This window comes from Sphingobacterium sp. NPDC055346, assembly GCF_053645235.1.
In genome coordinates, this window is record NZ_JBSHMI010000006.1 from 115,983 (window position 1) to 139,782 (window position 23,800).

Genomic DNA, 23,800 nt, shown 5'->3' on the forward strand with positions numbered 1-23,800 from the left:
TTTAATGGACATATTGATAAAGAGCATTCTAAAAAATGCTCTTTTTTTATTCAGGGATAAGCAAGGAAGGGAAGGGTTGGGAAATATTTTATTCCATCCAGGGGTTTTCAAAAAAAATATGGGCATAGATAGATCCGAGACCCTTCGGCGGAGCCCTCAGGGTGACACATAAAAGATGTTGAAAAATATTTCAGCCATGCTGAGGTTTGGTCATTGATTGATAACATGGGTCTACAAAGATTTCACCCACGCTGTGGGTTGGTCATTATAAACATCCAATTTCTACAAATATTCCACCCATTCTGGGGGTTTATGAATCCTAAATACCTTTATTTATCTTTAGTCATGAAAAGTTAAGAATGGTTTTGGCGTACAGGTCCTTTACCTTCGGTAAAGGATGACAGGGAATATTAGTAGAGAACCGTACAGATTCTTCACTGTTCGTTCAGAATCAAAATGCGCTAAAGAGGGATTCAGAGTGAAACGAAGAATCTATTTTTTAACTTTTTAAGGATCCGTGTCATTCCGTAATCGTAAGATGAGGAAACTTTTTCAAATGATTGTGGATAGTTCCGAGACCCTTCGGCGGAGCCCTCAGGGTGACACATAAAAGATGGTGAAAAATATTTCAGCCATGCTGTGGATTGGTCGTTGATCGATTTCCATTTTTTATAAAGATGTTCCCCATGGGAGTTTGGGCTGTGGATTTGTAGGCGCGATAATTTGAAAATCGAGGAATTTTTTTAATCAGAATTGAGGTTGATGTTAGGATTGCAGAAGGCGGGCTTATGCAATAAGCCCCTACAAAATCGGCTACCTTTCCAGTGGCAAATTAAGCATAATCTTGGACCATCCTCACATCCCTTCCATCCTGGTTCAAAACCCAGATCTTGGACCATCCTCACATCCCTTCCATCCTGGTTCAAACATGAGCTTACTTACTTTTTCGCAAAAAGTAACAACAAAAAAAACAGTAGCAGCTCTTCGCCACTACTGTTTTTCATATAGGAATTATTCCTGTTTCCAGGAACAAATCAAATTATCCTTATAATTTACCTACTTCTTGAGCTAGGTCGATAATTTTGTTTGAGTAACCCCACTCATTATCGTACCATGATACCACTTTCACGAAGTTATCGTTCAAGGAGATACCAGCTTTAGCGTCGAAGATAGAAGTACGGGCGTCACCTAAGAAGTCAGTAGAAACTACATCATCTTCAGTGTATCCAAGGATACCTTTCAAGTCGCCTTCAGAAGCCTCTTTCATTGCTTTTTTGATGTCTTCGTAAGAAGCACCTTTTTCTAGACGTACCGTTAAATCAACAACAGATACGTCAGCAGTAGGAACGCGTAGAGACATACCGGTCAATTTACCTTTCAATTCAGGTAAAACAAGACCAACCGCTTTAGCAGCCCCAGTTGAAGAAGGGATGATGTTTTGGTAAGCACCACGTCCACCTCTCCAGTCTTTTACTGAAGGACCGTCCACAGTTTTTTGAGTAGCAGTCACGGCGTGAACTGTAGTCATCAAACCTTCTACGATACCGAATTTGTCGTTCAATACCTTAGCGATAGGCGCTAAACAGTTTGTAGTACAAGAAGCGTTAGAAACGATGTTGTATTCTGGTTTAAGATCTTTATGGTTTACACCCATTACGAAAGTAGGAGTGTCGTCTTTAGCAGGAGCAGACATAATTACTTTCTTAGCACCAGCTTCGATATGTTTTTGAGCTAATTCTTGAGTCAAGAAGAAACCTGTAGATTCGATCACAACTTCAGCACCAACTTCATTCCATTTCAGGTTTGCAGGGTCTTTTTCAGCTGTAACGCGGATAGTTTTTCCATTAACGATCAAGTTACCGTCTTTTACTTCAACAGTACCGTCGAATTGACCATGTGTTGAATCGTATTTCAACATGTATGCTAAGTAATCAGGTTCTACTAAGTCGTTAATACCTACTACTTCGATATCACTGCGTTTTACAGCAGCTCTGAATGCTAAACGGCCAATACGGCCAAATCCGTTAATTCCAATTTTCATTTTTACTAATTTTTATTTATAAAATATTTAACAAGGTTTTGTACAGGTTCCCTAATAATGGTGCCCACGGCCAGATGGTTTTCTTTGGCGATTTCGCGCAACCAATCGGCGTAATTATTAGCTACTGAACCTGTGAAATTTAAGGTTGAGTCAGGGTATGTCTCCGAAAGGGGGACCAAATAGGTCTTCACATATTTTTCGAGACCTTTTTTGATGATCCCTTCCATGTAAGGGTCATCCTTGTTTTCCAGGATGAAGTCGGCGAAAGAGGTCAGGAAGATGTTAGGGTTTGGGCTGTTGTACGTTTTGTCCAGGATGACCTTGCGGTCGATGTTGTGCTTGTGCAATAACTTTTCGCGGAATCCCTGGGGCATGGACTCGGTCAGGAAATCCTTGAGGATCTGACGTGCCTGCCAGTTTGTAGAAGCTTCATCCGCTAGGATGTAGCCCAGACCATAATTGTTCTCGACGACTTTACGTCCGTTATAATATGCAGCATTTGATCCACTGCCGATGATGCCAATGATCCCTTTTTCGTTTCCGAAGGTGGAGATTGCCGAGGCCAGCATATCGTGGCTGGCTTTGACTTTGGCATTCTTGAAGAAATTGGAAAATACCTTTTCGATCTTTTCCTGTCTTTCTTTGGAAGAGGCACCGGCGCCGAAGAAATAGATCTTGCGGATCTTTTCGGCATTGTTGATCAGTTGGGTGTTTTTATTGAGCAGCTGAAAGATAAACCTTTCATCTTGGATATAAGGGTTGATACCGGTAGTGCGGAATCCATGAAGGATCCTGCCTTTTTCGGCAAGTCGCCAATCGGCGTATCTTGATCCACTAAAAACGACTGCAATCATAAGTTTATATGTTCATTACTTCAGCAATAGTGATGAGCTCTTCATCCAGTTTGAATTCCTTGCCACGCAAAGCTTCCTCCAGAGTGGTGCTTACCATTTTGCTACCACGTATTCCTACTGTAGCGCTTCTATTGCCATTTATTAGTTCATTGACTGCGAAATATCCCATTCGGGTTGCAAGTACTCTGTCGAAACTACTTGGGGATCCTCCACGTTGTAAATGTCCTAATATACTAACTTTTGTGTCATAAAAATCAAATTTTTCTTCCACGCGTTTGGCAACATTGTAGGCGCCACCATTTTTATCACCTTCAGCAATAATAACGATCATGGAGGTTTTGTTTCGATCTTTTGCAACTTCCAACATTTCGATGAGTTCGTCGATCGCGGTATCCTTTTCAGGGAGCATAATGGCTTCTGCACCACCAGCTACACCAGCATTCAGGGCGATACATCCAGAGTCTCTACCCATTACTTCAACGAAAAACAAACGGTTATGTGATGCGGCGGTATCTTTAATTTTGTCGATGGCATCAATGACAGTATTGTTTGCCGTGTCAAAACCTAGGGTATAGTCCGTACCATATAGGTCGTTGTCGATAGTTCCTGGGATACACATCACCGGGATATCATATTCTTGGGAGAACACTTCGGCCCCTGTAAAGGTTCCATCTCCACCGATTGCCACCAAAGCGTCAATCCCCACTCTTTTAATATTTTCGTACGCTTTTTTACGTCCTTCAGGAGTTCTAAATTCAGGGCAGCGAGCAGATTTCAAAATAGTTCCACCTTTTTGAAGGATAGAACTTACCGAGCGACTTACCATTTCGGTGAAATCTCCCTCGATCATTCCTTCATATCCCCTAAATATACCTGTTACTTTGAGGTCGTTAAAAAGTGCTGTTCGAACTACTGCGCGAATGGCTGCATTCATGCCTGGAGCGTCTCCTCCTGATGTATAAACGCCAATCCTTCGTATCTTGTTCATTAGGTCTTTCTTATTTTTTAGAAATACGAATATAATGTGTATTTCTTACACTATTAAATTTTTTTAGTAATTTGTTTGTGTAATTCTTATTATTGTTGAGGTTTTAGGGGAAACAATTGATCAATTAAAATAAATTTAGATTTTGCAAACACATTTTACCATAGATTGTGTCATTCTGACATTTGATGAGGGCCAACTAAAAGTATTGTTAGCGGAAAGAAATGAATATCCTTACAAGGATTGGTGGGCTCTACCGGGCTATTTTGTGAATAAATACGAGGAAATGGCCGATGCTGTGGCCCGTATCCTATTCGAGATGACTGGGTTAAAAGATATTTACATGGATCAATTGGCCGCCTTTGCCGGGGTCAAGCGACATCCCGAAGGGCGGATCCTGACGGTTGCTTACATGGCTTTGGTACAGATGGAAGAGGTCAAGAATAAAATTTCCTCGGGCGGTACCTATATGCGTCAGCTGAAATGGTTTCCTGTAACAGAATTGCCTGACCTGGCCTTTGACCACAAAGATATTATAGAGCTGAGCTTGGACCGACTCAAGAAAACGGTCACTTTTTCTACCACTCCCTATGAGTTATTGCCAGCCAAGTTTACCCTGACCCAATTGCAGCAAGTCTACGAGGCCTTACTCAACAAACAGCTAGATAAAAGGAACTTTAGGAAAAAAATCAATAATCTGGGTTATCTCAAAGAATTGAATGAATTCCAAAAAGGAGTATCCTATCGTGCTGCAAAGCTGTATTCATTCGACAAGAAAAAATTCCACAAAATCTTTAGCCAGGACTAAAAACAACTTTTTTAAATTTTTGTCTAAACGTAGGTCCTATGTTAAAAAAGTGTTAATCGTCACTTTTTTGACAAAGGGATGATATTATTTATTTTCTATTTTATACTTTTGAACAATTTTTAGAAAAAGTCAAAAATAAAAAAGGTATAAAAATGGAGAACCGTAAGGATCAAATCATTGATGCAGCGTTGAAACGCTTCTCTCATTTTGGTTTTCATAAAACCACAATGAATGAAATTGCCGATGATCTGCGAATTACAAAAGCCAATCTTTACTATTATTACCCAGATAAGTCAACTCTTATTTTAGATGTATTGATAAAGATTGGAAATGATGTGTATGCAGGAGAGAAGGAGATTGTAGAGTCCTATTCAGGCGACCTGATGAAGACGATGACGGATGTATTGGAATATAGGGCTGCTTATACCCGCAAATATTATGTGTTGCATATCTGTGAGAACCTGGACTGGATCAAAGGTCTGGATTTGAACGAGGTGATGCAGGAGTTCTATAAACGTGAGGTGGCCTTGATCAAGATGCTTTTCCAACGTTCGATAGAAGCTGCCGAATTGATCATGGATGATGTGGAAGGATGTGCACAGACTCTAGTAGAAATACAGAAAGGCCTTGGGATTATTCATACCATTTCGGATGTCATTACAGGCATTCCGAATGAGTCGAATGTAGACAAGATCGTAGAGAGTCAAAAAAGAGCGCTAAAACTAATTTTCGAAGCACGAATAGCTAGCAACAAATAGAATGAATAAAACAAAACTTATGGCCCTTATGGTAGCGGGAATGCTATCCGGATCATTGTTACATGCACAAGAGACCTTAACCTTGCAGGAAGCGGTAAAATTTGCATTGGAGAATAAAGCTGAAGCCAAAAAGGCGATGCTGGACCTAGAAAACTCGGAGTACCAAATCGACGAGGTTAGGGCAGGGGCTTTACCACAAATCAACGGCTCGGCAAGTGTAAAATACAATGCCATCATCCCAAGTATGCCCTTGGAAGTTGGTGGACAGACCCAATACCTTAAAATGGGTCAGCCTTGGAACTCCACTGCTGGACTTTCAGTGAACCAACAGATCTTTAACCAATCTTTGTTCACTGGCTTGAAAGCAGCAAAGACCACGCGCGAATTTTATATAATCAACAGACAGTTGACCGATGAATCCTTGATCGAGAAAGTGGCCAATGCATATTACGATGTTTTCCAAACGCAACTGCAATTGGAAACCATTGACAATAACTTGGAAAATACCAATAAGACCAAGACGGTAATTGAAGGTTTGGTTACTGCGGGTATCGCTAGACAGATCGACTTAGATCGTATCATAGTAAACATCAATAACTTGGTTGCACAGAGACAGATCGTTGTCAATGCATTGGAACTAAAGGAAAATGCCTTGAAGTTTGCGATCGGTATGCCAATCGAAACAGATATTGAATTGCCAGAAGAAACATTTGATGTAAATCTGGAAATGGCAACATCAACCATGGATTTAGCAGGTAGGACCGAGATCAAGTTGATGGAAAAACAAGCTGAATTATTGGAGCTGAACAGGAAGAGCATGAAAGCGGCCTATTATCCATCGTTGTCATTTGGTGGTGATATCGGTTACCAAGGTTTCGGTCAAGGGATACCGGGAAGCAATGACTTCAAATGGTTCCCAACATCAGGACTAGGCTTGAACCTATCCATTCCAATCTTCAATGGTGGTTCTACCAAAGCAAAGATCAATCAGGCAACCATCCAGATCAAACAATTGGAGGTTGATATTGAAGATACTCGTCTTGGTCTGAACTTGGCCAATGAAAATGCGAAAGCGCAGATCAAGAACAGTTTATTGACCGTGGATGCGAACAGAAGAAACGTTGACCTGTCAAAAGAAGTTTTGGATGATACCCAGAACAACTACCGTAACGGTTTGGCAACCTTGACCGAGCTTTTGGATGCAGAGAATGCACTGGCTACGGCAGAGAACAACCTGAATACCTCATTGTTGAATTATAAAATTGCCGAGATCCAGTTGATCAAAGCAAACGGACAGTTAAAAACATTAGTAAACGAATAATATAACCACATAAATGAAACGTACATTAATTACCCTAATTGTTATCATTGCTGCTGGAGCAGGTATCTACTTTATCCTCCAAAAGAATAAAGCAAAAAATGATGCAGATACAGCTGCGGTAGCTGAGAAGAATGCTGCAGTGGCAGTTCGTATCGATACGGCTGAGAATAGCAATATGAGCTTAGAATACCTAGCGAACGGTACTTTTATGCCAAAACAAGAAGTAACGGTAGCAGCAGAAACTGGTGGTCGTGTGGTTCGTGTTATGGTTGATGAAGGATCAAGAGTTTCAGCAGGACAGACTTTGGCAATCGTGGAAGGCGATAAGCTGAACGTGAATGTTGCTAATGCGCAAGCAAGTTATGATAATGCGCTAGCGAACCTACAACGTTATGAGAATGCCCTGAGCACTGGTGGTGTTACTCAACAACAAGTGGATCAAATGCGCCTTCAGTTTGAAAGTTCTAAAAATAACCTGAAAAGTGCAAAATTGACTGCTGGTGACGTAACGATCAAAACATCAGTTGCTGGTATCGTGAATTCCCGTAAGATTGAACCAGGTGCTTATGTAAGCCCAGGTACTCCGGCATTTGATATCGTGAATGTGAGCACTTTGAAATTGCGTGTGAATGTTGACGAAAAGAATGTTGCAACCCTACGAGTGGGACAGGTTGTAAACGTAAGAGTGAGTGTATATGCTGACAGAGAGTTTACTGGAAAGATTACTTTCATTGCACCTAAGTCCGATGGAAGCTTAAACTTCCCAGTGGAGATCGAGATTGCGAACAACCCGAACAATGAATTGCGTGCAGGTATGTACGGAACTGCTGTATTCGGAGCAAGCGGTACTTCAAGCGTATTAGTAGTTCCTAGAACAGCATTCGTAGGTAGTATTTCGGATAACAAAGTATTCGTTTTGAAAAACGGAAAAGCAGTAGAATCAGAGGTTGTAGCAGGTAGAAGCTTTGGTGATAATATTGAGGTTCTTAGCGGTTTACAAGCTGGTGACCAAGTTATTATTTCAGGTCAGATCAACTTGTTTAACAACTCACCTGTTGAAATCATTAAATAATTTGTGCTAAGAACGAACTCATAAAATGAAGATTACTGAAATATCGATAAAACGTCCGAGTCTAATCATAGTATTGTTCATACTATTGACATTAGGCGGGATATTCTCATATACCCAATTGGGTTATGAGTTGATACCTAAGTTTGAGGTAAACGTAATTACCATCCAGACCGTGTATCCAGGTGCTTCACCTTCCGAGGTTGAGAGTACTGTAACCAAGAAAATTGAGGATGCCGTATCCTCGTTGGAAAATATCAAGAAATTGGAATCCACTTCCTTGGAGAACGTTTCGATCGTAATGATTACCCTGAATGATGGAGCGGATGTCAACTTCCTGCTCACAGATGCCCAGCGGAAGATCAATGCGGTCCTCAATGACCTCCCTGAAGATGTCGAGGCTCCATCCTTGAATAAATTCTCCCTGGATGATATCGCCATCATGAGTTTGGCGGTGACTTCCAACCAATCGGAGAAAGAATTGTACGACCTGTTGGACAACAAGATACAACCGATCTTTGCGCGTATCTCTGGTGTTGCAAAAGTAGACATGGTCGGTGGTGAAGAACGTGAAATCCAGGTTTCCGTAGATCCACAAAAAGCAGAGGGTTATGGAGTTTCCATTTCCCAGATCCAGAACGTAATTGCACAGTCCAATTTGGACTTCCCTACGGGTAACGTGAGCACACGTGAGTCTAGAACGACAATCCGTTTGGCAGGTAAAGTTGTGGATGTTGAAGAGTTGAGAAACTTGCCTATTACCACGCCTACAGGTGTAACGATCTTCTTGAGAGATGTTGCCGATGTTCAGGATGGTATCAAGGAAATCGAAAAAATCGCTCGTTTGGACCGTAAGAATACCATTCTATTACAGGTATTCAAGCAGTCGGATGCGAATGCGGTTGAGGTTTCCAAATTGGTAAAAGAAACCATTGAAACTGTTCAGGTAGATTACAAAACAGATAATATTCAGATCAAAGTTGCGAACGATTCAACGGATTATACCTTGAATGCAGCAGACAACGTAATCCACGATTTAATGATCGCGATTGCCTTGGTAGGTTTTATCATGTTGTTCTTCTTGCACAGTTTGAGAAATGCGGCGATCACCATGATTGCGATTCCGTTATCCTTGGTGGCAACCTTTATCGGTCTGTTATTGATGGGATATACCTTGAACTTGATGTCCTTGTTAGGTCTTTCCCTAGTGGTAGGTATCTTGGTCGATGATGCGATCGTTGTAATCGAGAATATCCACCGCCATATGGAGATGGGTAAGAATAAGGTTCGTGCAGCTTATGATGGAGCAAAAGAGATTGGATTTACCGTATCGGCGATTACCTTGGTTATCGTGGTGGTATTCTTGCCTATTGCGATGTCAACCGGTTTGGTAGCTAACATCCTAGCACAGTTCTGTGTGACGGTAATTATTTCGACCTTATTATCCTTATTGGTTTCCTTTACCGTGGTGCCTTGGTTGTATTCACGTTTCGGAAAATTAGAGCATATCAATCCTAATTCCTTTATCGGAAAGATTGTACATGGTTTTGAAGCAGGATTGACAGCATTCACGCACTGGATCACAGGTATCCTTGAATGGTGTTTGAAAAACTGGAAAACCAAATTGGCAACCTTGTTTATCGCTTTGGTTCTATTCTTTGGTTCATTCGCATTGGTAGGACTTGGATATATCGGTACTGACTTCTTCCCGGCATCAGATAAGGGAGAATTCATGATCCAGTTGGAATTGGAGAAAGATGCGTCTTTGGAGAAAACCAACTTCCTGACACAAAAAGCAGAATCGATTATCGAGTCTAAACCAGAAGTGGAAAGTATCATTACCACAGTAGGTCAATCCTCTGATGGGGTAATGTCTACAGCAGGTTCACGCTATAAGTCAGAGATCCACGTGATCTTAAAAGATACCTATACAGAAAGCTCGAAGGTTTATTCAGCTCGTTTGAAACGTGAGTTGGAGAATAAATTGATCGGTTCCAAGGTTACGGCCGTAAACATGGGCTTGATGGGAGCAGAGCAGGCACCTTTGAAATTGACCGTTATGGGTTCAGATTTGGAAGATGCACGTGAGTTTGCGATCAAGGCGGAAGAGATTTTACGCAATATCCCTGGAGCTACAGGTGTGAAATTGACTTCGGAAGATGGTAACCCTGAGATCCGTGTTCAAGTGGACCGTGATAAGATGACTTCACTTGGATTGAATGTGGCTACTGTAGGTATGACCATGCAGACAGCATTCTCGGGTAACACGGACAATAAATTCCGTGCAGGTGATAACGAATATGATATCAATATCCGTTTCGCTGAGAGTGGAAGAGCAAATATCAATGATGTGAGAACCTTGAAGTTTATCAATAACCAAGGGGCGACCATTTCACTGGATCAGTTTGCAACCGTAGGTTACGGCTCAGGACCAACATTATTGGAACGTCGTGATAAATCACCGGCGGTATCTATCCAAGGTTCGGTAGTTGGTCGCCCAATGGGTACCGTAGCTGCTGAATGGGAAGAAGGATTCTCTAAGTTGGAGCGTAAGCCAGGTGTAGTATATGTATGGGGTGGTAACATGGAAAGTCAAACTGAAGGTTTCGGTACCTTAGGAGTAGCTTTGATTGCATCCATCTTATTGGTGTACTTGGTTATGGTTGCTCTTTACGATAGTTTCTCTACTCCATTTGTGGTATTGTTCTCGATTCCATTGTCATTCATCGGAGCGTTATTGTTACTAGCATTAACGAACCAGACCTTGAACATCTTTACCATCTTGGGTATTATCATGTTGATCGGTTTGGTGGCGAAGAATGCGATCCTATTGGTTGACTTTGCCAACCATAGAAAAGAACATGGGGACAGTACACATGACGCTTTGGTTGCTGCCAACCATGCCCGTCTACGTCCGATCTTGATGACAACCATCGCGATGGTTTTCGGTATGATCCCGATTGCATTGGCAACAGGTGATGGTGCGGATACCAACAGAGGTTTAGCGATTGTAATTATCGGGGGACTTTTATCGTCTCTATTATTGACCTTGGTTGTCGTACCGGTAGTTTACTCGATCTTCGATGGTTTCGGTCGTCGTTGGGGTAAGAAAGAAAAAACGGATTATGCTGAATTGATGGAAGCGGATTATGTTCCAAACGAACATTATGTTGACGAAATGGAAGTTAAGCATAACTAAACTTGAACAATTAATTTTCTAAATACTAAAGGCCTGGAATTCGTTTCAGGCCTTTTTTATTGAAAATAGGTAAATTTTAGCGTCCGTTTTTGCTGGAAATGGATTAGAAATTGATGGAAATCGACGGAAAAGCAGGTGGTTAAACATGTAATTTATTTCTGGTAAAATCATTGTTTTTTGTGGTTTTAAGACAGATTTATGATTTTTTGAGACCGATAAAACCTTTACTTTTTTTAGAAATATATCCTTCTCTCGTGAAATTTACCGTACTTGGTACAAAGCAAATTCCTCCAACGAATCGAATTAAATTTGAAATCGGTTTTTGGGTCGAGATATTTAAAGATCACACACACTAACTATTATGCTAACGGCCTGAATCCGCAAGGATACAGGCCGTTTAATTTTTTCCGTTTTCTATTAATCGCCATCGTGGTCATCGACCTTATTGGGGTTAGGAGGGAGCGGATTGGTATCACCTTCCGGACGCTTTCCGGTATCCGATTGTACTTTTTCGTTGTCCTCCCTTGGTTGCTCAGGTTTGTCTTTTTCTAATTCTTCAGGTCTTGTTTCTTTCTGTTTGCTCATGATCTGTGTATTAATTGTTTCTATGCTTAGAACAAGAGAGGCAGCTTTATGTTCGGAACAATTGTTGATTGCATAAGCAAACATTTTAATTTGATGGCTGTTTCTAACAGATAGAGAGCAACGATAATTTATGGAAAAACAAGAAAGCAAAGGATTTTTTAAGGATACATTTCAAATATTAAAGAATACTGTCATGGGGTTTATGAATGAGGACAGTATGAAGTACAGTGCATCACTAGCTTATTATACGATATTTTCCCTTGGTCCCATATTGGTTTTGATGATCTCCCTGGCAGGGATCTTTTATGGAGAGGATGCCATCAAAGGTAAGTTGTTTTCAGAGTTGAATGAGCTTGTTGGGCTGACCGCTGCCCGTCAGATTCAGGACGTAATCAAGAACCTGAGTCTTTCTGGTAAGTCTAATCTGGCCCTTATCGTCAGTATCGTGACCTTGATCATCGGTGCCACTACGGTATTTGGGGATATGCAAAACTCCATCAATAAGATTTGGCATGTCAAGGCTAAACCCAAAAAGGGCTGGTTAAAGATGATTATGGACCGTTTGCTTTCTTCTTCCTTGATCATTGGATTGGGATTCTTATTGGTCGTGACTTTGGTTGTCAATGGTATTATCCTGGCCTTTACCGATAGGTTATTACGATTTTTCCCGGATATGACGGTCTATGTGATGGATTTAATCAATTTTGCATTGACCTTCGGTATCACTTTTATCCTCTTTGCCGTGATCTTTAAGGTGCTACCCGATGTGACCATCAGCTGGAGGCCTGTAAAGGCAGGAGCCCTTTTTACAGCTATATTGTTCGCTATTGGTCGTTTTGGAATTGGTTTTTATCTACAATCATCCGACACGGAGTCTACCTATGGTACTGCGGCATCCATTGTTTTGATCTTGTTATGGGTGTACTATACGGCCGCCATCCTTTATTTTGGAGCCATATTTACCCGAGAGTTTGCTACGTTCCATGGCATCAGTATTGAACCTTCTGAATATGCCGTTCATGTAGAATTAAAGGAGATAGAAAGGAATGTCAGTGAAATCCCCCCCGCGCCACTAACTGAGGAGGAAAGGGTTATTGAAAAATAATCAATTGAAGATGCTGTCTATAGGAATCCAGAAAAATCTTGGGCGGTAAACGGAGGCTTTCTTCCACCATAGTCTTTCACTGTAGGTATTGACGTTATAACTGACCAATATACTGTTGTTTCTCCTGATCTGAGGATGGACCATGGCATTGTAGGTGAATAGGCTATCTGATTTAAGTTCGGGTTCATTGATTTGATAGAGCAGTTTCTCCTGTGCAAATGGCCCTTGGAAATTATCAGCGATATAGGATAGGATCTTTCCAGGTATCTGATAGCGATCTTGGTTGAGCAACACAATCTTGCCATTAATCTCCCGAACACTGAATTGCTCGGAAACCATACTGTTTATGCCCTTGATGGCTTGGCTTTTATCAGCTTCTTTTACCCAATTGCTACCATTCCAATATTCTAATTTTTCTAATTTGCTCCCTTTTATGCGAGCTCGCATAACATGCAATTCCGACCTGAAGTTTTTGTTGTCTGCTTTCGAACCATAGATATAGAGCACATTATCTTTTCGGAGGATGGCATGTCCATAATGAATTGGGTTACTGCCTGCAATAAATGGAGAACGATCTAGAATGTTATAGTTCACAGGGGCCAGCAACAGGAAATCACAGCCTTCATATTGAAAGGCAAATGGTCCATTCTCGTTAGCTTTCTTGCTGTATTTGGCCATAAATACCAGTAGCTTTTCCTTGTAGATTATTGCATCTCCTGGCCAATACCAGTACTTGCCTTTTTCTTCTTCCTTCACATCAATAAAGGAACTGGGTTGATCAAAATTTCCGGAATATAGGCTTCTGATGGAATCCTTGCTCATGAGCGTTGCGGTATTCCCTAAGATAAACTTTGATGGCTGCTGCCTGATATTATCTTTGATAGGGCCAAGGAAAGAGTCTCCCCAGAGGAAGAGCGATTTTCCTTGGCCTAGATCTATTGAAATGCTTCCATCTGCTCCTGATATCCCAATAGGGTTTTCTGGCAGCAGCAGGTCTGTAAATGCGCTATCTACCTGAATGGTATCCCTTATAGCTACCTGTGAAGCCTCAGCTTGGTAGATGGCCGTTAGGACCACAAGTAAGAGGCTCCATTTTGAAAGCTTTTTCATCAATTATTTATTGTAAAAATCCTTGACCTTTTTCTCTAAATCCATGATGATGGCATTTGCAAAGTCCTTCTTTAAAATTTGTGAAGCATGGTATAAAGCTCCTGGGCTGAATACATTCACCTCCATGATCTTGTCACCTACGATATCTAAACCAACTAGGTACATGTTATCATCTTTAAGCTGTTGGGATACCTTGCCAACGAGGTTCAGGATATTTTCATCAATGATAGCTTCTTCCGGTTTAGCCCCTTGGTGGATATTGCTACGGATTTCATCTTCTTTTTGGACTCTCCTGACTGCGGCATACTTTCCATCGACGATCAATGGTTCGCCATCCATCATAAAGAATCTAATATCGCCTTTTTTTGCTTCAGGAAGGTATTCCTGTGCAATGACATAGCCATCTCTCGCAATGGCCTCTACAGTTTGTTTTAGGTTTTGGCGCTCTTTATAGTCGATCATAAAGACATTTTTGCCTCCAGAACCTTTTAAGGGTTTAAGGATGATCTTATCCTTTTGGTCCTCCAAGAAACGAAGAACATCGTCGTGGTTTCTGGTGACCAAGGTTTTGGGACGAACGGATTTTGGAAAATTCTCCAGATAGAGTTTGTTGTTGGCTTGGACCAAATAATCAGGGTCATTGATGACATAGCGACCATTCCTTTTGACGATCTGTGCAAACTGGATTCCCGCTGCTGCGGCCCAAGGTCTGTTCAGCATGTCCAGGGTAGGGTCAAACCTAAGCCAAAGGACATCGATCTCGCCTAAATCGACCAAGGTCTTTTCAGCATCTTTCAGGTGTTTTACAAAATCTGCTCCATTGCTGAGGCCATGTTCGGGTTTAATGACGCGGCAATGCGCCAAGACGGTCTGTTCATCTTCATAAACAAAATCTGCCAAGCCAATGTAAAGAACGGAATGTCCTCTTTCAAGGGCTTTGAGGGCCAGCATGGTCGTCGTGAATTTTTCCTCTTCTTTGTGAGACTGGTTGATTAAGATCGCTATTTTCATATATGTTGTTGAAAAAATTTCTTATTGAATTAATTTAAAAATGCTGCCTTTCCTTTTCACGTCCTTCCATTGTGGACTGAACTCTGGGAAGAGGTAGCGTGGTGTGATAGCAGGGGGGATCAGGATTTCCTTTTGGAGGAGGTCCTTGATAATGGGCAAGTAATCCTTTCGGATTTTTCCCATCATCAGCAGGTGTACATTGTTGCCATCCTTCAGGTAATTCAGCAGCTCCATAATCCCTTTCAGGTAAAGGGCATCCTTGGTCAGGCCACCACCCCGATAAACGCGCATGACGATCTGAAAGGCCGTTTCGGGCTGAAAACTATATTGTTCAACGAGCATGTTGAAGGTGTCGATAAATGAATTTCCCAAAAGCATGTTCTGCACTGCAATAACACGTGCTGCAATGATGCGCAGGCGATCATTGTTCAATCCGCCTACAATGTATTCCGCCAATACGGCAAGTCCTTCCTGCAGTTCTTCATAGCCGGGAACACCTAAGCTGAAGATGCTCAACGGTTGCTGTCGTCCATTGAAATAAGTGACCACATGGGTTCCGATCTCATGCTGGATCAAGGCTTTAGCCCGCTTGCGGGTCAGTCTATATTCCTTGCTGATGTTCAGCACGCCGCGGTTGACCATCACGCCAGAGATATCCTCACGGACACGGACAGGGCTGTTGAATTCCTGGTTCTGCCTCTGTAAAAACTTGATTTCATCCCTTGCCAGTTTTGCAAACTCATTTGCACTGATATAGTCATCGCTTTTTTTGATCGGTTCTTCGGGTTCCGTGACCATCAAGATGGCCATAGCTGACTTGTATAGTTTCTCTGAGACGTTGCCAAAGACCTGGAGACTGCCGTGCAGGAAGTCCTCCTTGCCACGATCGGCAATCATGCTGACCATAGAGTCCAATTCGGTCCGCTTATCCCGAAAGATATAGGCCATGGTAGGGTCATAAATATCTTCTATTCGAAGATTGTACAGTCTACGCTTGACCAAGTCGGGGTCAATGTGCATGGGCCTATAGAGGAACTTGGGTGTTTTCCAGAATTTGTCTTTTTTGAACTGTAACCAGGCTTCATGCGCATTCAATGGAGTCACCATCAAGAGAAAGTCGAATTTAGTGCTTTCCTGGGCCAATGATTTATCGATATCTATCATCAAGGGCGTGAGTTCCTGATGGAAGTTGAGCCTTTGTGCTGTGGCATTGAGATGGGTATAGACGCGCAGGAACTCAAAGAACAATCGGGAAAGGGACTTCGCTAGAGTTTCGCGATATAATCGCATCAAGATCGGTAAGACCTGATCTTCATCCTCGATATAGTTCTGCTTAATGGAAAGCCCCATATAGAGAATCTGCTTGTTCTGTAATTCTTTCTTGCTGAACAGAGCTGAAACATCCAAAGGTTGAGGGATATTAAGATCCTTCGCCAGGGAAACATTGATTTCACGGGCTTCCTTTTTGATGTTCTTCTGAAAATATTCAGCCAGCGGCAGCATATCCTTTTGCCCCACATGGACCATGATATCCTCCTTCTGTCCCGGTTCAGCAGTCCATGCCTCGACTAACAGACATGCGCCAAACTCTTCAGCCAGCCGCTGGGATATAGGTTTTATCCATTCCTCCAGATCAAATTCCTTGGACCGACAGACAATGCTGGCATTTTCCGTTTTGGCGAGATCCACCAACATCTTGTCCCTCTTTTCTGCACTGGGCACTCTGTAAATAAAGATATAGGGAACAATTTTGTTGAAGATGAACTTGCCTACGTTGGGAATCTGATAATGGACTGCATTCCGCTTATTGATAGCGTTTAAGATTCTTAAAAGGGGTTTGTTCTTATCTTGAATCATTTTTAAAGTACTGTTTTAAGACCTGGATTGAATTCATTAGAAGTTGTTTGCAGGAGACTACCCTTGGAAGGTCAGGAGAACCGGTCCACTCGTCCATAAAATCCTTTCGGAATTCGATGGATAGGACACAGCCATATGCTCCGAATTTTTTGTTGATCAACTGGGATAGGTATCCTCCCTTAAATTTAATGTTTTCTCGAATATCAATCGGTCCATCGTACAAGCTATCCTTGCTGATGAAACCCATTAACTGATCAATCAGGGGTTGCCACTTTGGATCGACATAGGCTGTTCCAAGGTTGATTTGCGGATTGATTTCGGTGTCAACTTCTTCCTCAGATCCATTACGCTTGGCATTATAGCTATGGATATCATACACTACAAAATAGCCATTTTGGTCGATGGTCTCTTGGATCTGCTCTTCAATTTCCTGATAGATGTTTTTATGGTCTAGGTAGAGTTCTGTAACAATATTTTCGGGAAGGCTGTCTTTCCAGACCTGCAGTCCCCAAGCTTGATCGGGACGCAGATATACCGAATCTTCAATCTTTCGGTTGAGATCAAGTTGGAACCGTGAGGAGCCGACGATAAATTGATTCATAGGTAATTCAGCCATGACAGCTGTAAATGGATCCTCCTCACGCAGTCTTTCACTTTCATTGAGATTGATATATGGGTCAATAAAAGGATCGATCTGCTGTCCATCATGAATCGCAAAAGCCCAAAAGGGGCTGTCTATTCTTTTAATGAAATACTTGGTGAATTTTGCCATAAATATCTTTTCTACTTTAATGAACAATAAATCCATTAATTAGTTTTCTGCAAGGTTTCGAGAGGTTTATTGATTTTAGGGAAAAGCGAGGTTTGCTAATTATTTTACAAAAAATTATTAAATACATAATATCAAGGTCTTTTTCTGCGTTTTAGTTTTATAACCAGTTAAAAAGGAGGTTGTTATGAACCTAATTCAACGCATTGAACATTGGGGAGATGCCCATCATCCGAGATGGATCGATTTTATGAGGATTGTTCTCGGGATTCTGATCTTTGCAAAAGGAATAAGCTTTATTATGGATCGTGATTCAGTCGCTACTTTGATCGAGAAGACACATTTTCAATTATCCATTTGGAGTGCAGTTCACTATGTGGTGTTTGCCCACCTTGTTGGCGGGATATTCATCGCATTGGGACTTTGTACCCGATTGGCGGTAGCTCTTCAGATTCCCATCCTGATAGGAGCGGTATTCTTTGTGAACATTACGAATGGATTCAGCTTTTTGAATTCGGAATTTTGGTTGTCCCTAGTGGTACTTTTACTCCTTATCTATTTCTTGATCGTAGGTTCAGGGCCAATGTCACTGGACAAAGCGATGGATAAGCCAGGTTATAAAAGACAAATTTAATAGGTTAGAAAACCTATAAAGATTTCTTAGTTTTATTTGGAAAGGCCTTGTTAGCAAGGCCTTATTTTTTTGCTTTACTTATTACCATAGGTCAACGCTTTCCGGTTAAGGAAGGGTTAACTTTGTATTACTAATAAGGAGAATACCATGAAAGAAAAACAAATTGAAAGGATTATTAAACCTGGAATGCCACATTTTGTAGGGGATGGTTTTAGAGTGCATAGTTTTATTCCTTCTGCTATTCCAATGAAGAGAATGGATCCATTTATTGTATTTGATTATAACTCAAAATATAACTTTCCAGCGAGTGAAATCCCAAAAGGGGTAGGAGTGCATCCACACCGTGGATTTGAAACGGTGACCTTAGCCTATAAGGGCAGGGTAGAGCATGCGGACAGCAGTGGCGGTGGTGGAATTATCGGTGAGGGTGATGTACAATGGATGACCGCTGCTTCTGGTGTACTGCATAAAGAATTCCATGAATCGGAATGGAGTAAGAATGGCGGTGAATTTCAAATGGTGCAATTGTGGGTAAACCTGCCAGCTGCACATAAGATGTCGACACCAAAATATCAGGCTTTGGAAAATAAGAACATCCCAAAGGTTGATATAGATGGTGGATTAGGATATATTGAGGTTGTGGCGGGTGAATACCAAGGAACCAAAGGTGCTGCGAGTACCTTTTCGCCCGTGAACTTATTCAATGCTAAGTTGAAGGCCACGGCTAAAGTAGATTTTGAATTTCCAGAGAACTTTAATACGGGATTGTTAGTTCTGGAAGGCTCTGTCAAGGTCAATGGACAGGATGTTGCAACCGATCATTTTGTTTTGTTTGCAAACAAGGGTGAAAAGATCGAGTTGGAAGCTACAGAGGATGCTTTAGTCTTGGTTTTGAGTGGCGAACCGATCAATGAGCCCATCGCAGCTTATGGTCCATTTGTCATGAATACCGAGGACGAGATCAAACAAGCATTCCGTGATTTTCAAACTGGCAAATTCGGTTACCTGGAAGATTAATATTTCCATCGATAAATAAACAAGGGTAGAACATGTTGTTCTACCCTTGTTGCTTTTAATAGTTAACCGACAATCCTACTCCAAGTCCCATGTCCGAATCATAATGGGTTCGGACCCCTAGATTCTTGGTCAGGATATAACGCAGGTCGCCCATGTATTCTAGATCGGAGTTGACCATCACTCCGGCTCTTAATCTTTTGGTTACTGGTATGTCCTCACGCATCAATTGCAATCGGACATTTCCATCATGGTACACTTCGGCCTGGAATCTCACCAACATAGGCAGCATATAGGTAAAACCGGCAGAGAGTAAAGCTCTTTCGTTTTTGCTGTTCCGCTGTCCGAAGATGTTCTTTTCCGGACCGTGTTTGTCCATTCGTCTATAGCGATAGTCAAAACCGATAAAAGGCATGAACCATTGCATCTTTCCAATGTATCGGCCTAGATGGGTTTCGACCTCATAGCCGTGCATATCAGAATAGCCTAATCGCCATTCGGTAGTGAGGCTATATCGGGTGTTGTGCAACATCAATTCGCCATCGTTTCCATTGGTCGCAAAATCATTTTGGATCATGAAGTGCTTCATGTTGCTTTCTTTTTGCAATTCGCGATATGCCCATGCTTTATTTGGCAGATATGGATTTGGCTGTTGGTCTTCGGTGCTGAACGCGCGGTTCATCCCTGCCATCATATGGTAAAGGATATGGCAATGGAAGAACCAATCCCCTTCCACATTGGATAGGAATTCAATGGTATCTGTTTCCATAGGCATAATATCCAAGACATTCTTTAATGGCGCATAATCTCCCTGACCATTGATTACCCTAAAGTCATGTCCATGAAGGTGCATGGGGTGTCGCATCATTGAATTGTTGTACAGGATGATCCTTAGGATTTCGCCTTCCTTTATGAGGATTTTGTCGCTTTCGGCAAGAACTTTATTGTCCATGCTCCAAACATATCGGTTCATGTTACCTGTCAACTCAAACTTCATTTCCCTAATTGGGGCATCTTTTGGCAGGGTTGTCTTCGTTGGAGATCGAAGCATACCATAGTTTAAGGTCACGATATCTGAACTAGCATGTTGGCTATGGTCCATAGCTTCCATTTTGGAATGGTCATGCCCGGTTGCTTGTTCCTCCTTATTTCCCATATCATGCATGGAATGGTCTTCCTTGTGGGAAGAGCTGTCCTGGGCTCCATGGTTTTGATGATCTTGATGTCCTTTCTGATCTTTGATCTCAGGATACATGACGGTATTCATGTCCATTTTCTGCAGGCTCATCTTCATCCCCATATCGTCGAGGTCGCCATTCATTTTCATCATGTCGTTCATCATCTTCATTCCTTCGAAGTATTTCAACTTCGGTAAAGGACTGACCAATTGCTTGACACCGGAACCCAAATACATGGAAACATGATTGGTCCTGTCTTCAGGAGTTGCCATAAATTCATAGGCGAAGCCATCTTCCGGAATGGTCACAACGATATCATAAGTTTCTGAAACTCCGACTATCAAACGGTCGACTTCGACTGGTTCTACATCATTGCCATCATTGGCTACCACCGTAATTTTCCCACCGGCATAAGTCAGCCAGAAATAGGAGGAAGCACCGGCATTGATTACTCTCAGCCTTACCTTATCCCCAGCTTTGAACTGCGAATATGTCTGCTCTGATGTACCATTCAACAAGAAACGGTCATAATACACATCACTGACATCCATGGCCAGCATGCGCTTCCATTCGTTGGTAAGCTTGGTTTTAAAATGGCCCTCTTTGATTGCCTCTGCATAACTTTGGGTTGCATTCTTCTTGATAGCGAACCAGTCGTTGGCGTTGTGGAGCATTCGGTGCACATTATCGGGGTCCATATTGGTCCACTCGCTTAACACAATCGGGATTTCAGGAAGGTCATCTATCCCTTTTCTAAAATTGGGGTCCTCAGCTCTTTTTTTCAGGATCATCGCACCGTACATACCGATCTGCTCCTGCATACCGGAATGGCTATGGTACCAATGGGTTCCGTCTTGGATGATCGGAAACCGATAGGTAAAGCTGCTGTTTGGGGCGATCGGCATCTGAGTCAGAAAAGGAACTCCATCTTCCTTGTTCGGTAAATAGACGCCATGCCAGTGTAGGGAAGTCCCTTCCTTGAGTTTGTTGTGTACATGGATTTCTGCAGTATCACCTTCAGTAAAGGTCAATGTAGGCATAGGGATCATGCCATTCACTGCCACCGCCCTACGGTCCTTACCTGCATAGTTTACCATGCTGTCTGTTACATTCAGGTCGTAACGCACAACTTTTTGGGAAAAACCAACTGTTGAGCATAGCAAAAATGTACAGATCAATATGTATTTGATTTGTTCTCTCATGAATACCTCTTACGTGTTTAAATAATAGATTTACAGCAATGGTTTTAGATTTTTTCCTTTACCTCGCCGCAGCTCATCATTTTAGATCCGTAATAAGGGTTTTTAATTGCCTCCTCATTGCTTAGCCATTGTGCACCTTTATTGTTGTTTGCCATCGGGCAATATTGCCAATAAAGGCCTTCACTTGATTTTGAAGTTTTGGCCAATTCATACATATGGTTGGAAAGGGCCATGAAAGTATTTCTTTGGCCTTCCAGTTTGCCATCCTTTGAAATTGCTGTAGATGCCTTTTCCATGCTTCCTTTCACTTTCATCCATTGCTTGTGTTCATTGTCTGCAAGTGCTTTCATGTCTACTTTTAGAATGCTTTGGCCTAGCTTCTCGGCAGCAATCGCTGCTTTTTTCTGGTCACTGCTCACTAAGGCATCCTTCAAGGTCAGATAATTTTGGAATACAGGAGCTAGCCCTTTAGCTTGGCTTGCATCTTCATGCTGAGCAGCTGCCTTAGGCATGTTATTGTGGTTCATCTGAGCATGTGGCCCACCTTTCACCTCGTGGTTTCTGTCGTATCTGCAACATTCGTGAAGGTTGGCATATACATCGTCTGGTGCCCTGAATTGCGCATTGTCATATCCCGCCTGGGCAATTTTCTTCAAAACAGCTTCCTCACTGGTCTTTGTTGTATCAAAGGTGATTTCGGCTTGTTTCTGTTTGGTGTCCCATGTTACTTTTGCGATTTTGCCTTCCGAACCATTCGTTTCAATAGTCTTTTTGCACATTCCGCAATTGCCGTTTACGGCTACCGTTACTGTTTTTGCATTGTTGATTTGAGCTATACTAGCATTTATACCTAAGCCCAGGATAAGGCCTAAGATTAAGGATATCTTTTTCATCTTTTAATTTTTTAATACATATAAATAACCTGGCAAACCTGATTTGCCAATAAATTCTAAAACCAATAGGTTTTTGTAGCTTGTATTAAACTATTTTGGGAGGGATGAAAATCGAAGAATATCCGGTGGTTTCTTGAAAAACCAATAATGTAGATATCTTTTCCCTATGAGTAGGGATATGGAAGTGAAATTCAAATGAAGGGTTGGAATAGAGGCAACAGCTATGGTTTGCCATCATTGGACAGCAGCAGGTGCTATCGCCACAGTTACTGTTGTCTTTATTGCTCTCAGGTTGATCGTGGGCTTCAGTGTCGCAACAACTATGCTCATCAGCAGTATGATGTTGGTCAGTTTCACAATTTGTTTCCACAGCGATCTTTTCCTGATGTTCCGTACAAGCAAATGTAAGCTTGGGGCTGATCAAGGCAATGAGTGTGAAACAGATTATGTAAACTATCTTCGTCATCATGTGATATTTACAAAGCTAGGGAAAAAAATCAGAAAGCGAAAGCTCGGTAAAAGTGAAGGCCCAGGTTGGGAACCTGAGCCTATAGTCACTAACTATTATTAATTATACCTTGCTATTTTATTTTTGAAGATCACTATCTTCTTTCTCTAGGTGGTACTTGGCAAGAGCCATTTACCGAACATCCCCCAATATTCATCAAGGGTAAAATCGTAAATAGTACGCCTAAGCCGGCTATTAGCCACATCTCTGCTTTAACCCCTTGGATAATAATGAGGATACCCATGACCAATCGCAATACCCGCATCACATTCCATTGGGACAAATAAATCTTAACTTTATCCATTTTTTCTCTCCAATTTTATAAACAATTCCGATCCTTTTCTTGGCACAATGCTATTGTAGCAAAGTTCCATCTTCTCAAGTTTGAAATAAGGCTCAAAAAGCTTGCTGTATTCTTCAGCAGACCCACCAAATGGAGGACCTTGCTTTTCGAATTCAATTCCAAATAAAACCCCTGCAATCTTTCCTTCAGATCCCAAAAGCGAATGTGCTTTTTTTACATAATCCGGACGAAGCTTTGGCTCCAATGCACAGAAAAATGTTTGTTCTAGCATCAGGTCATACTCCCCTTCATGTTGAAAGAAATCGCCTAATATGATCTCAATGTTTGCTTGATCCTTAAATCTTTCCCTTACCTTTTCAATAGCCTTTGGTGCAATATCGATCAAGGTTAAATCAGTGAAACCTTGTTCCAAGAGGTAGGCAGCTTCATAGGCATTCCCACATCCAGGGATCAATATTTTCGCATCCTTGTTTGGATAACTGTCCATGAAGGTTACAATAGGAGTAGAGGCATAGCCAATATCCCAACCTGTCTGTTGGTTTTCCCAACGCTCATTCCAGAAGTTCTGATCTAAAGATGTTTCCATTGAGTGATT

General features: G+C 41.8%; 21 protein-coding genes. 8 read left to right on the forward strand and 13 right to left on the reverse strand.

The annotated features are described in order from the left end of the window. Positions 1–1,045 precede the first annotated feature (1,045 nt). The 3 genes from gap to pfkA are packed head-to-tail and all read right to left on the reverse strand — an operon-like array spanning position 1,046 to position 3,883. On the reverse strand, positions 1,046–2,041 hold the full coding sequence (gene gap / locus ACWICE_RS13375) for a type I glyceraldehyde-3-phosphate dehydrogenase (RefSeq protein ID WP_185214231.1): 996 nt from the start codon (positions 2,039–2,041) through the stop codon (positions 1,046–1,048). A 5-nt stretch (positions 2,042–2,046) separates the two neighbouring features. Continuing rightward, positions 2,047–2,895, reverse strand: a complete 849-nt coding sequence (locus tag ACWICE_RS13380) for a hypothetical protein (RefSeq protein WP_185214232.1) — start codon at positions 2,893–2,895, stop codon at positions 2,047–2,049. Positions 2,896–2,899: 4 nt separating this feature from the next. After that, positions 2,900–3,883 (reverse strand): 6-phosphofructokinase, encoded by a 984-nt coding sequence (pfkA, locus tag ACWICE_RS13385; protein WP_185214233.1) that lies wholly within the window; start codon positions 3,881–3,883, stop codon positions 2,900–2,902. Between the two features lie 142 nt (positions 3,884–4,025). Between pfkA and ACWICE_RS13390 the strand changes: the two genes are divergently transcribed. The 5 genes from ACWICE_RS13390 to ACWICE_RS13410 all read left to right on the forward strand — a co-directional run bounded on the left by ACWICE_RS13390 (position 4,026) and on the right by ACWICE_RS13410 (position 11,035). After that, a complete protein-coding gene (locus ACWICE_RS13390) occupies positions 4,026–4,688 on the forward strand; it encodes an NUDIX hydrolase (RefSeq protein WP_185214234.1) in 663 nt (220 codons plus the stop codon). Between the two features lie 152 nt (positions 4,689–4,840). After that, positions 4,841–5,446, forward strand: a complete 606-nt coding sequence (locus ACWICE_RS13395) for a TetR/AcrR family transcriptional regulator (RefSeq protein ID WP_185214235.1) — start codon at positions 4,841–4,843, stop codon at positions 5,444–5,446. A gap of 1 nt (position 5,447) precedes the next feature. Further along, the gene (locus tag ACWICE_RS13400) at positions 5,448–6,767 is read left to right on the forward strand and encodes a TolC family protein (protein WP_185214236.1); all 1,320 of its coding nucleotides are present in this window, start codon (positions 5,448–5,450) and stop codon (positions 6,765–6,767) included. A 13-nt stretch (positions 6,768–6,780) separates the two neighbouring features. After that, positions 6,781–7,839: an efflux RND transporter periplasmic adaptor subunit gene (locus ACWICE_RS13405; RefSeq protein WP_454298559.1), complete on the forward strand. Its 1,059-nt coding sequence runs from the start codon at positions 6,781–6,783 to the stop codon at positions 7,837–7,839. Between the two features lie 25 nt (positions 7,840–7,864). Further along, complete coding sequence (locus ACWICE_RS13410; protein ID WP_185214238.1) at positions 7,865–11,035, forward strand: efflux RND transporter permease subunit; 3,171 nt, start codon at positions 7,865–7,867, stop codon at positions 11,033–11,035. Positions 11,036–11,452: 417 nt separating this feature from the next. Here the strand turns inward: ACWICE_RS13410 and ACWICE_RS13415 are convergent, their stop codons facing one another. Then, positions 11,453–11,620, reverse strand: coding sequence for a hypothetical protein (locus ACWICE_RS13415; protein WP_185214239.1), 168 nt, complete (start codon positions 11,618–11,620; stop codon positions 11,453–11,455). Positions 11,621–11,750: 130 nt separating this feature from the next. On the opposite strand from ACWICE_RS13415, the gene ACWICE_RS13420 reads away from it, so the two are divergent. Beyond that, the gene (locus ACWICE_RS13420) at positions 11,751–12,725 is read left to right on the forward strand and encodes a YihY/virulence factor BrkB family protein (RefSeq protein WP_185214240.1); all 975 of its coding nucleotides are present in this window, start codon (positions 11,751–11,753) and stop codon (positions 12,723–12,725) included. Here the strand turns inward: ACWICE_RS13420 and ACWICE_RS13425 are convergent, their stop codons facing one another. The 4 genes from ACWICE_RS13425 to ACWICE_RS13440 are packed head-to-tail and all read right to left on the reverse strand — an operon-like array spanning position 12,726 to position 17,475. Next, complete coding sequence (locus tag ACWICE_RS13425; RefSeq protein WP_454298560.1) at positions 12,726–13,835, reverse strand: hypothetical protein; 1,110 nt, start codon at positions 13,833–13,835, stop codon at positions 12,726–12,728. Positions 13,836–13,838: 3 nt separating this feature from the next. Next, positions 13,839–14,846 carry an ATP-grasp domain-containing protein gene (locus ACWICE_RS13430; protein WP_454298561.1) on the reverse strand — a complete coding sequence of 336 codons (1,008 nt, stop codon included), beginning with the start codon at positions 14,844–14,846 and terminating at the stop codon, positions 13,839–13,841. A gap of 21 nt (positions 14,847–14,867) precedes the next feature. Further along, the gene (locus ACWICE_RS13435; RefSeq protein WP_454298562.1) at positions 14,868–16,703 is read right to left on the reverse strand and encodes a flavohemoglobin expression-modulating QEGLA motif protein; all 1,836 of its coding nucleotides are present in this window, start codon (positions 16,701–16,703) and stop codon (positions 14,868–14,870) included. Next, positions 16,690–17,475: an N-formylglutamate amidohydrolase gene (locus ACWICE_RS13440; protein WP_454298563.1), complete on the reverse strand. Its 786-nt coding sequence runs from the start codon at positions 17,473–17,475 to the stop codon at positions 16,690–16,692. Before ACWICE_RS13440 ends, ACWICE_RS13435 begins: the two co-directional genes overlap by 14 nt. Before the next feature lie 184 nt (positions 17,476–17,659). On the opposite strand from ACWICE_RS13440, the gene ACWICE_RS13445 reads away from it, so the two are divergent. Both ACWICE_RS13445 and ACWICE_RS13450 read left to right on the forward strand, forming a co-directional pair. Beyond that, on the forward strand, positions 17,660–18,106 hold the full coding sequence (locus ACWICE_RS13445) for a DoxX family protein (RefSeq protein WP_093098056.1): 447 nt from the start codon (positions 17,660–17,662) through the stop codon (positions 18,104–18,106). A 147-nt stretch (positions 18,107–18,253) separates the two neighbouring features. Next, complete coding sequence (locus tag ACWICE_RS13450; protein ID WP_454298564.1) at positions 18,254–19,123, forward strand: pirin family protein; 870 nt, start codon at positions 18,254–18,256, stop codon at positions 19,121–19,123. A 55-nt stretch (positions 19,124–19,178) separates the two neighbouring features. Here the strand turns inward: ACWICE_RS13450 and ACWICE_RS13455 are convergent, their stop codons facing one another. From ACWICE_RS13455 to ACWICE_RS13475, 5 genes are all read right to left on the reverse strand, one after another. Continuing rightward, positions 19,179–21,500, reverse strand: coding sequence for a multicopper oxidase domain-containing protein (locus ACWICE_RS13455; protein WP_454298565.1), 2,322 nt, complete (start codon positions 21,498–21,500; stop codon positions 19,179–19,181). Between the two features lie 44 nt (positions 21,501–21,544). After that, positions 21,545–22,393, reverse strand: a complete 849-nt coding sequence (locus ACWICE_RS13460; protein ID WP_454298566.1) for a DUF3347 domain-containing protein — start codon at positions 22,391–22,393, stop codon at positions 21,545–21,547. Positions 22,394–22,478: 85 nt separating this feature from the next. Then, positions 22,479–22,862, reverse strand: a complete 384-nt coding sequence (locus tag ACWICE_RS13465; RefSeq protein WP_185214248.1) for a hypothetical protein — start codon at positions 22,860–22,862, stop codon at positions 22,479–22,481. Between the two features lie 133 nt (positions 22,863–22,995). Beyond that, a complete protein-coding gene (locus tag ACWICE_RS13470) occupies positions 22,996–23,205 on the reverse strand; it encodes a hypothetical protein (RefSeq protein WP_093098049.1) in 210 nt (69 codons plus the stop codon). After that, positions 23,198–23,791 carry a methyltransferase domain-containing protein gene (locus tag ACWICE_RS13475; RefSeq protein WP_454298567.1) on the reverse strand — a complete coding sequence of 198 codons (594 nt, stop codon included), beginning with the start codon at positions 23,789–23,791 and terminating at the stop codon, positions 23,198–23,200. The genes ACWICE_RS13470 and ACWICE_RS13475 overlap by 8 nt, the downstream gene beginning before the upstream one ends. Between the last annotated feature and the right edge of the window lie 9 nt (positions 23,792–23,800).

What these genes read in the sequence shown, in the direction of transcription:
- gap (WP_185214231.1), bottom strand. Translation starts at nt 2,041, where the DNA reads ATGAAAATTGGAATTAACGGATTTGGCCGTATTGGCCGTTTAGCATTC.
- ACWICE_RS13455 (WP_454298565.1), bottom strand. Translation starts at nt 21,500, where the DNA reads ATGAGAGAACAAATCAAATACATATTGATCTGTACATTTTTGCTATGC.
- ACWICE_RS13420 (WP_185214240.1), top strand. Translation starts at nt 11,751, where the DNA reads ATGGAAAAACAAGAAAGCAAAGGATTTTTTAAGGATACATTTCAAATA.
- ACWICE_RS13435 (WP_454298562.1), bottom strand. Translation starts at nt 16,703, where the DNA reads ATGATTCAAGATAAGAACAAACCCCTTTTAAGAATCTTAAACGCTATC.
- ACWICE_RS13445 (WP_093098056.1), top strand. Translation starts at nt 17,660, where the DNA reads ATGAACCTAATTCAACGCATTGAACATTGGGGAGATGCCCATCATCCG.
- ACWICE_RS13400 (WP_185214236.1), top strand. Translation starts at nt 5,448, where the DNA reads ATGAATAAAACAAAACTTATGGCCCTTATGGTAGCGGGAATGCTATCC.
- ACWICE_RS13395 (WP_185214235.1), top strand. Translation starts at nt 4,841, where the DNA reads ATGGAGAACCGTAAGGATCAAATCATTGATGCAGCGTTGAAACGCTTC.
- ACWICE_RS13440 (WP_454298563.1), bottom strand. Translation starts at nt 17,475, where the DNA reads ATGGCAAAATTCACCAAGTATTTCATTAAAAGAATAGACAGCCCCTTT.
- ACWICE_RS13415 (WP_185214239.1), bottom strand. Translation starts at nt 11,620, where the DNA reads ATGAGCAAACAGAAAGAAACAAGACCTGAAGAATTAGAAAAAGACAAA.
- ACWICE_RS13475 (WP_454298567.1), bottom strand. Translation starts at nt 23,791, where the DNA reads ATGGAAACATCTTTAGATCAGAACTTCTGGAATGAGCGTTGGGAAAAC.
- ACWICE_RS13405 (WP_454298559.1), top strand. Translation starts at nt 6,781, where the DNA reads ATGAAACGTACATTAATTACCCTAATTGTTATCATTGCTGCTGGAGCA.
- ACWICE_RS13465 (WP_185214248.1), bottom strand. Translation starts at nt 22,862, where the DNA reads ATGATGACGAAGATAGTTTACATAATCTGTTTCACACTCATTGCCTTG.
- ACWICE_RS13450 (WP_454298564.1), top strand. Translation starts at nt 18,254, where the DNA reads ATGAAAGAAAAACAAATTGAAAGGATTATTAAACCTGGAATGCCACAT.
- ACWICE_RS13380 (WP_185214232.1), bottom strand. Translation starts at nt 2,895, where the DNA reads ATGATTGCAGTCGTTTTTAGTGGATCAAGATACGCCGATTGGCGACTT.
- ACWICE_RS13425 (WP_454298560.1), bottom strand. Translation starts at nt 13,835, where the DNA reads ATGAAAAAGCTTTCAAAATGGAGCCTCTTACTTGTGGTCCTAACGGCC.
- ACWICE_RS13460 (WP_454298566.1), bottom strand. Translation starts at nt 22,393, where the DNA reads ATGAAAAAGATATCCTTAATCTTAGGCCTTATCCTGGGCTTAGGTATA.
- ACWICE_RS13470 (WP_093098049.1), bottom strand. Translation starts at nt 23,205, where the DNA reads ATGGATAAAGTTAAGATTTATTTGTCCCAATGGAATGTGATGCGGGTA.
- ACWICE_RS13430 (WP_454298561.1), bottom strand. Translation starts at nt 14,846, where the DNA reads ATGAAAATAGCGATCTTAATCAACCAGTCTCACAAAGAAGAGGAAAAA.
- pfkA (WP_185214233.1), bottom strand. Translation starts at nt 3,883, where the DNA reads ATGAACAAGATACGAAGGATTGGCGTTTATACATCAGGAGGAGACGCT.
- ACWICE_RS13410 (WP_185214238.1), top strand. Translation starts at nt 7,865, where the DNA reads ATGAAGATTACTGAAATATCGATAAAACGTCCGAGTCTAATCATAGTA.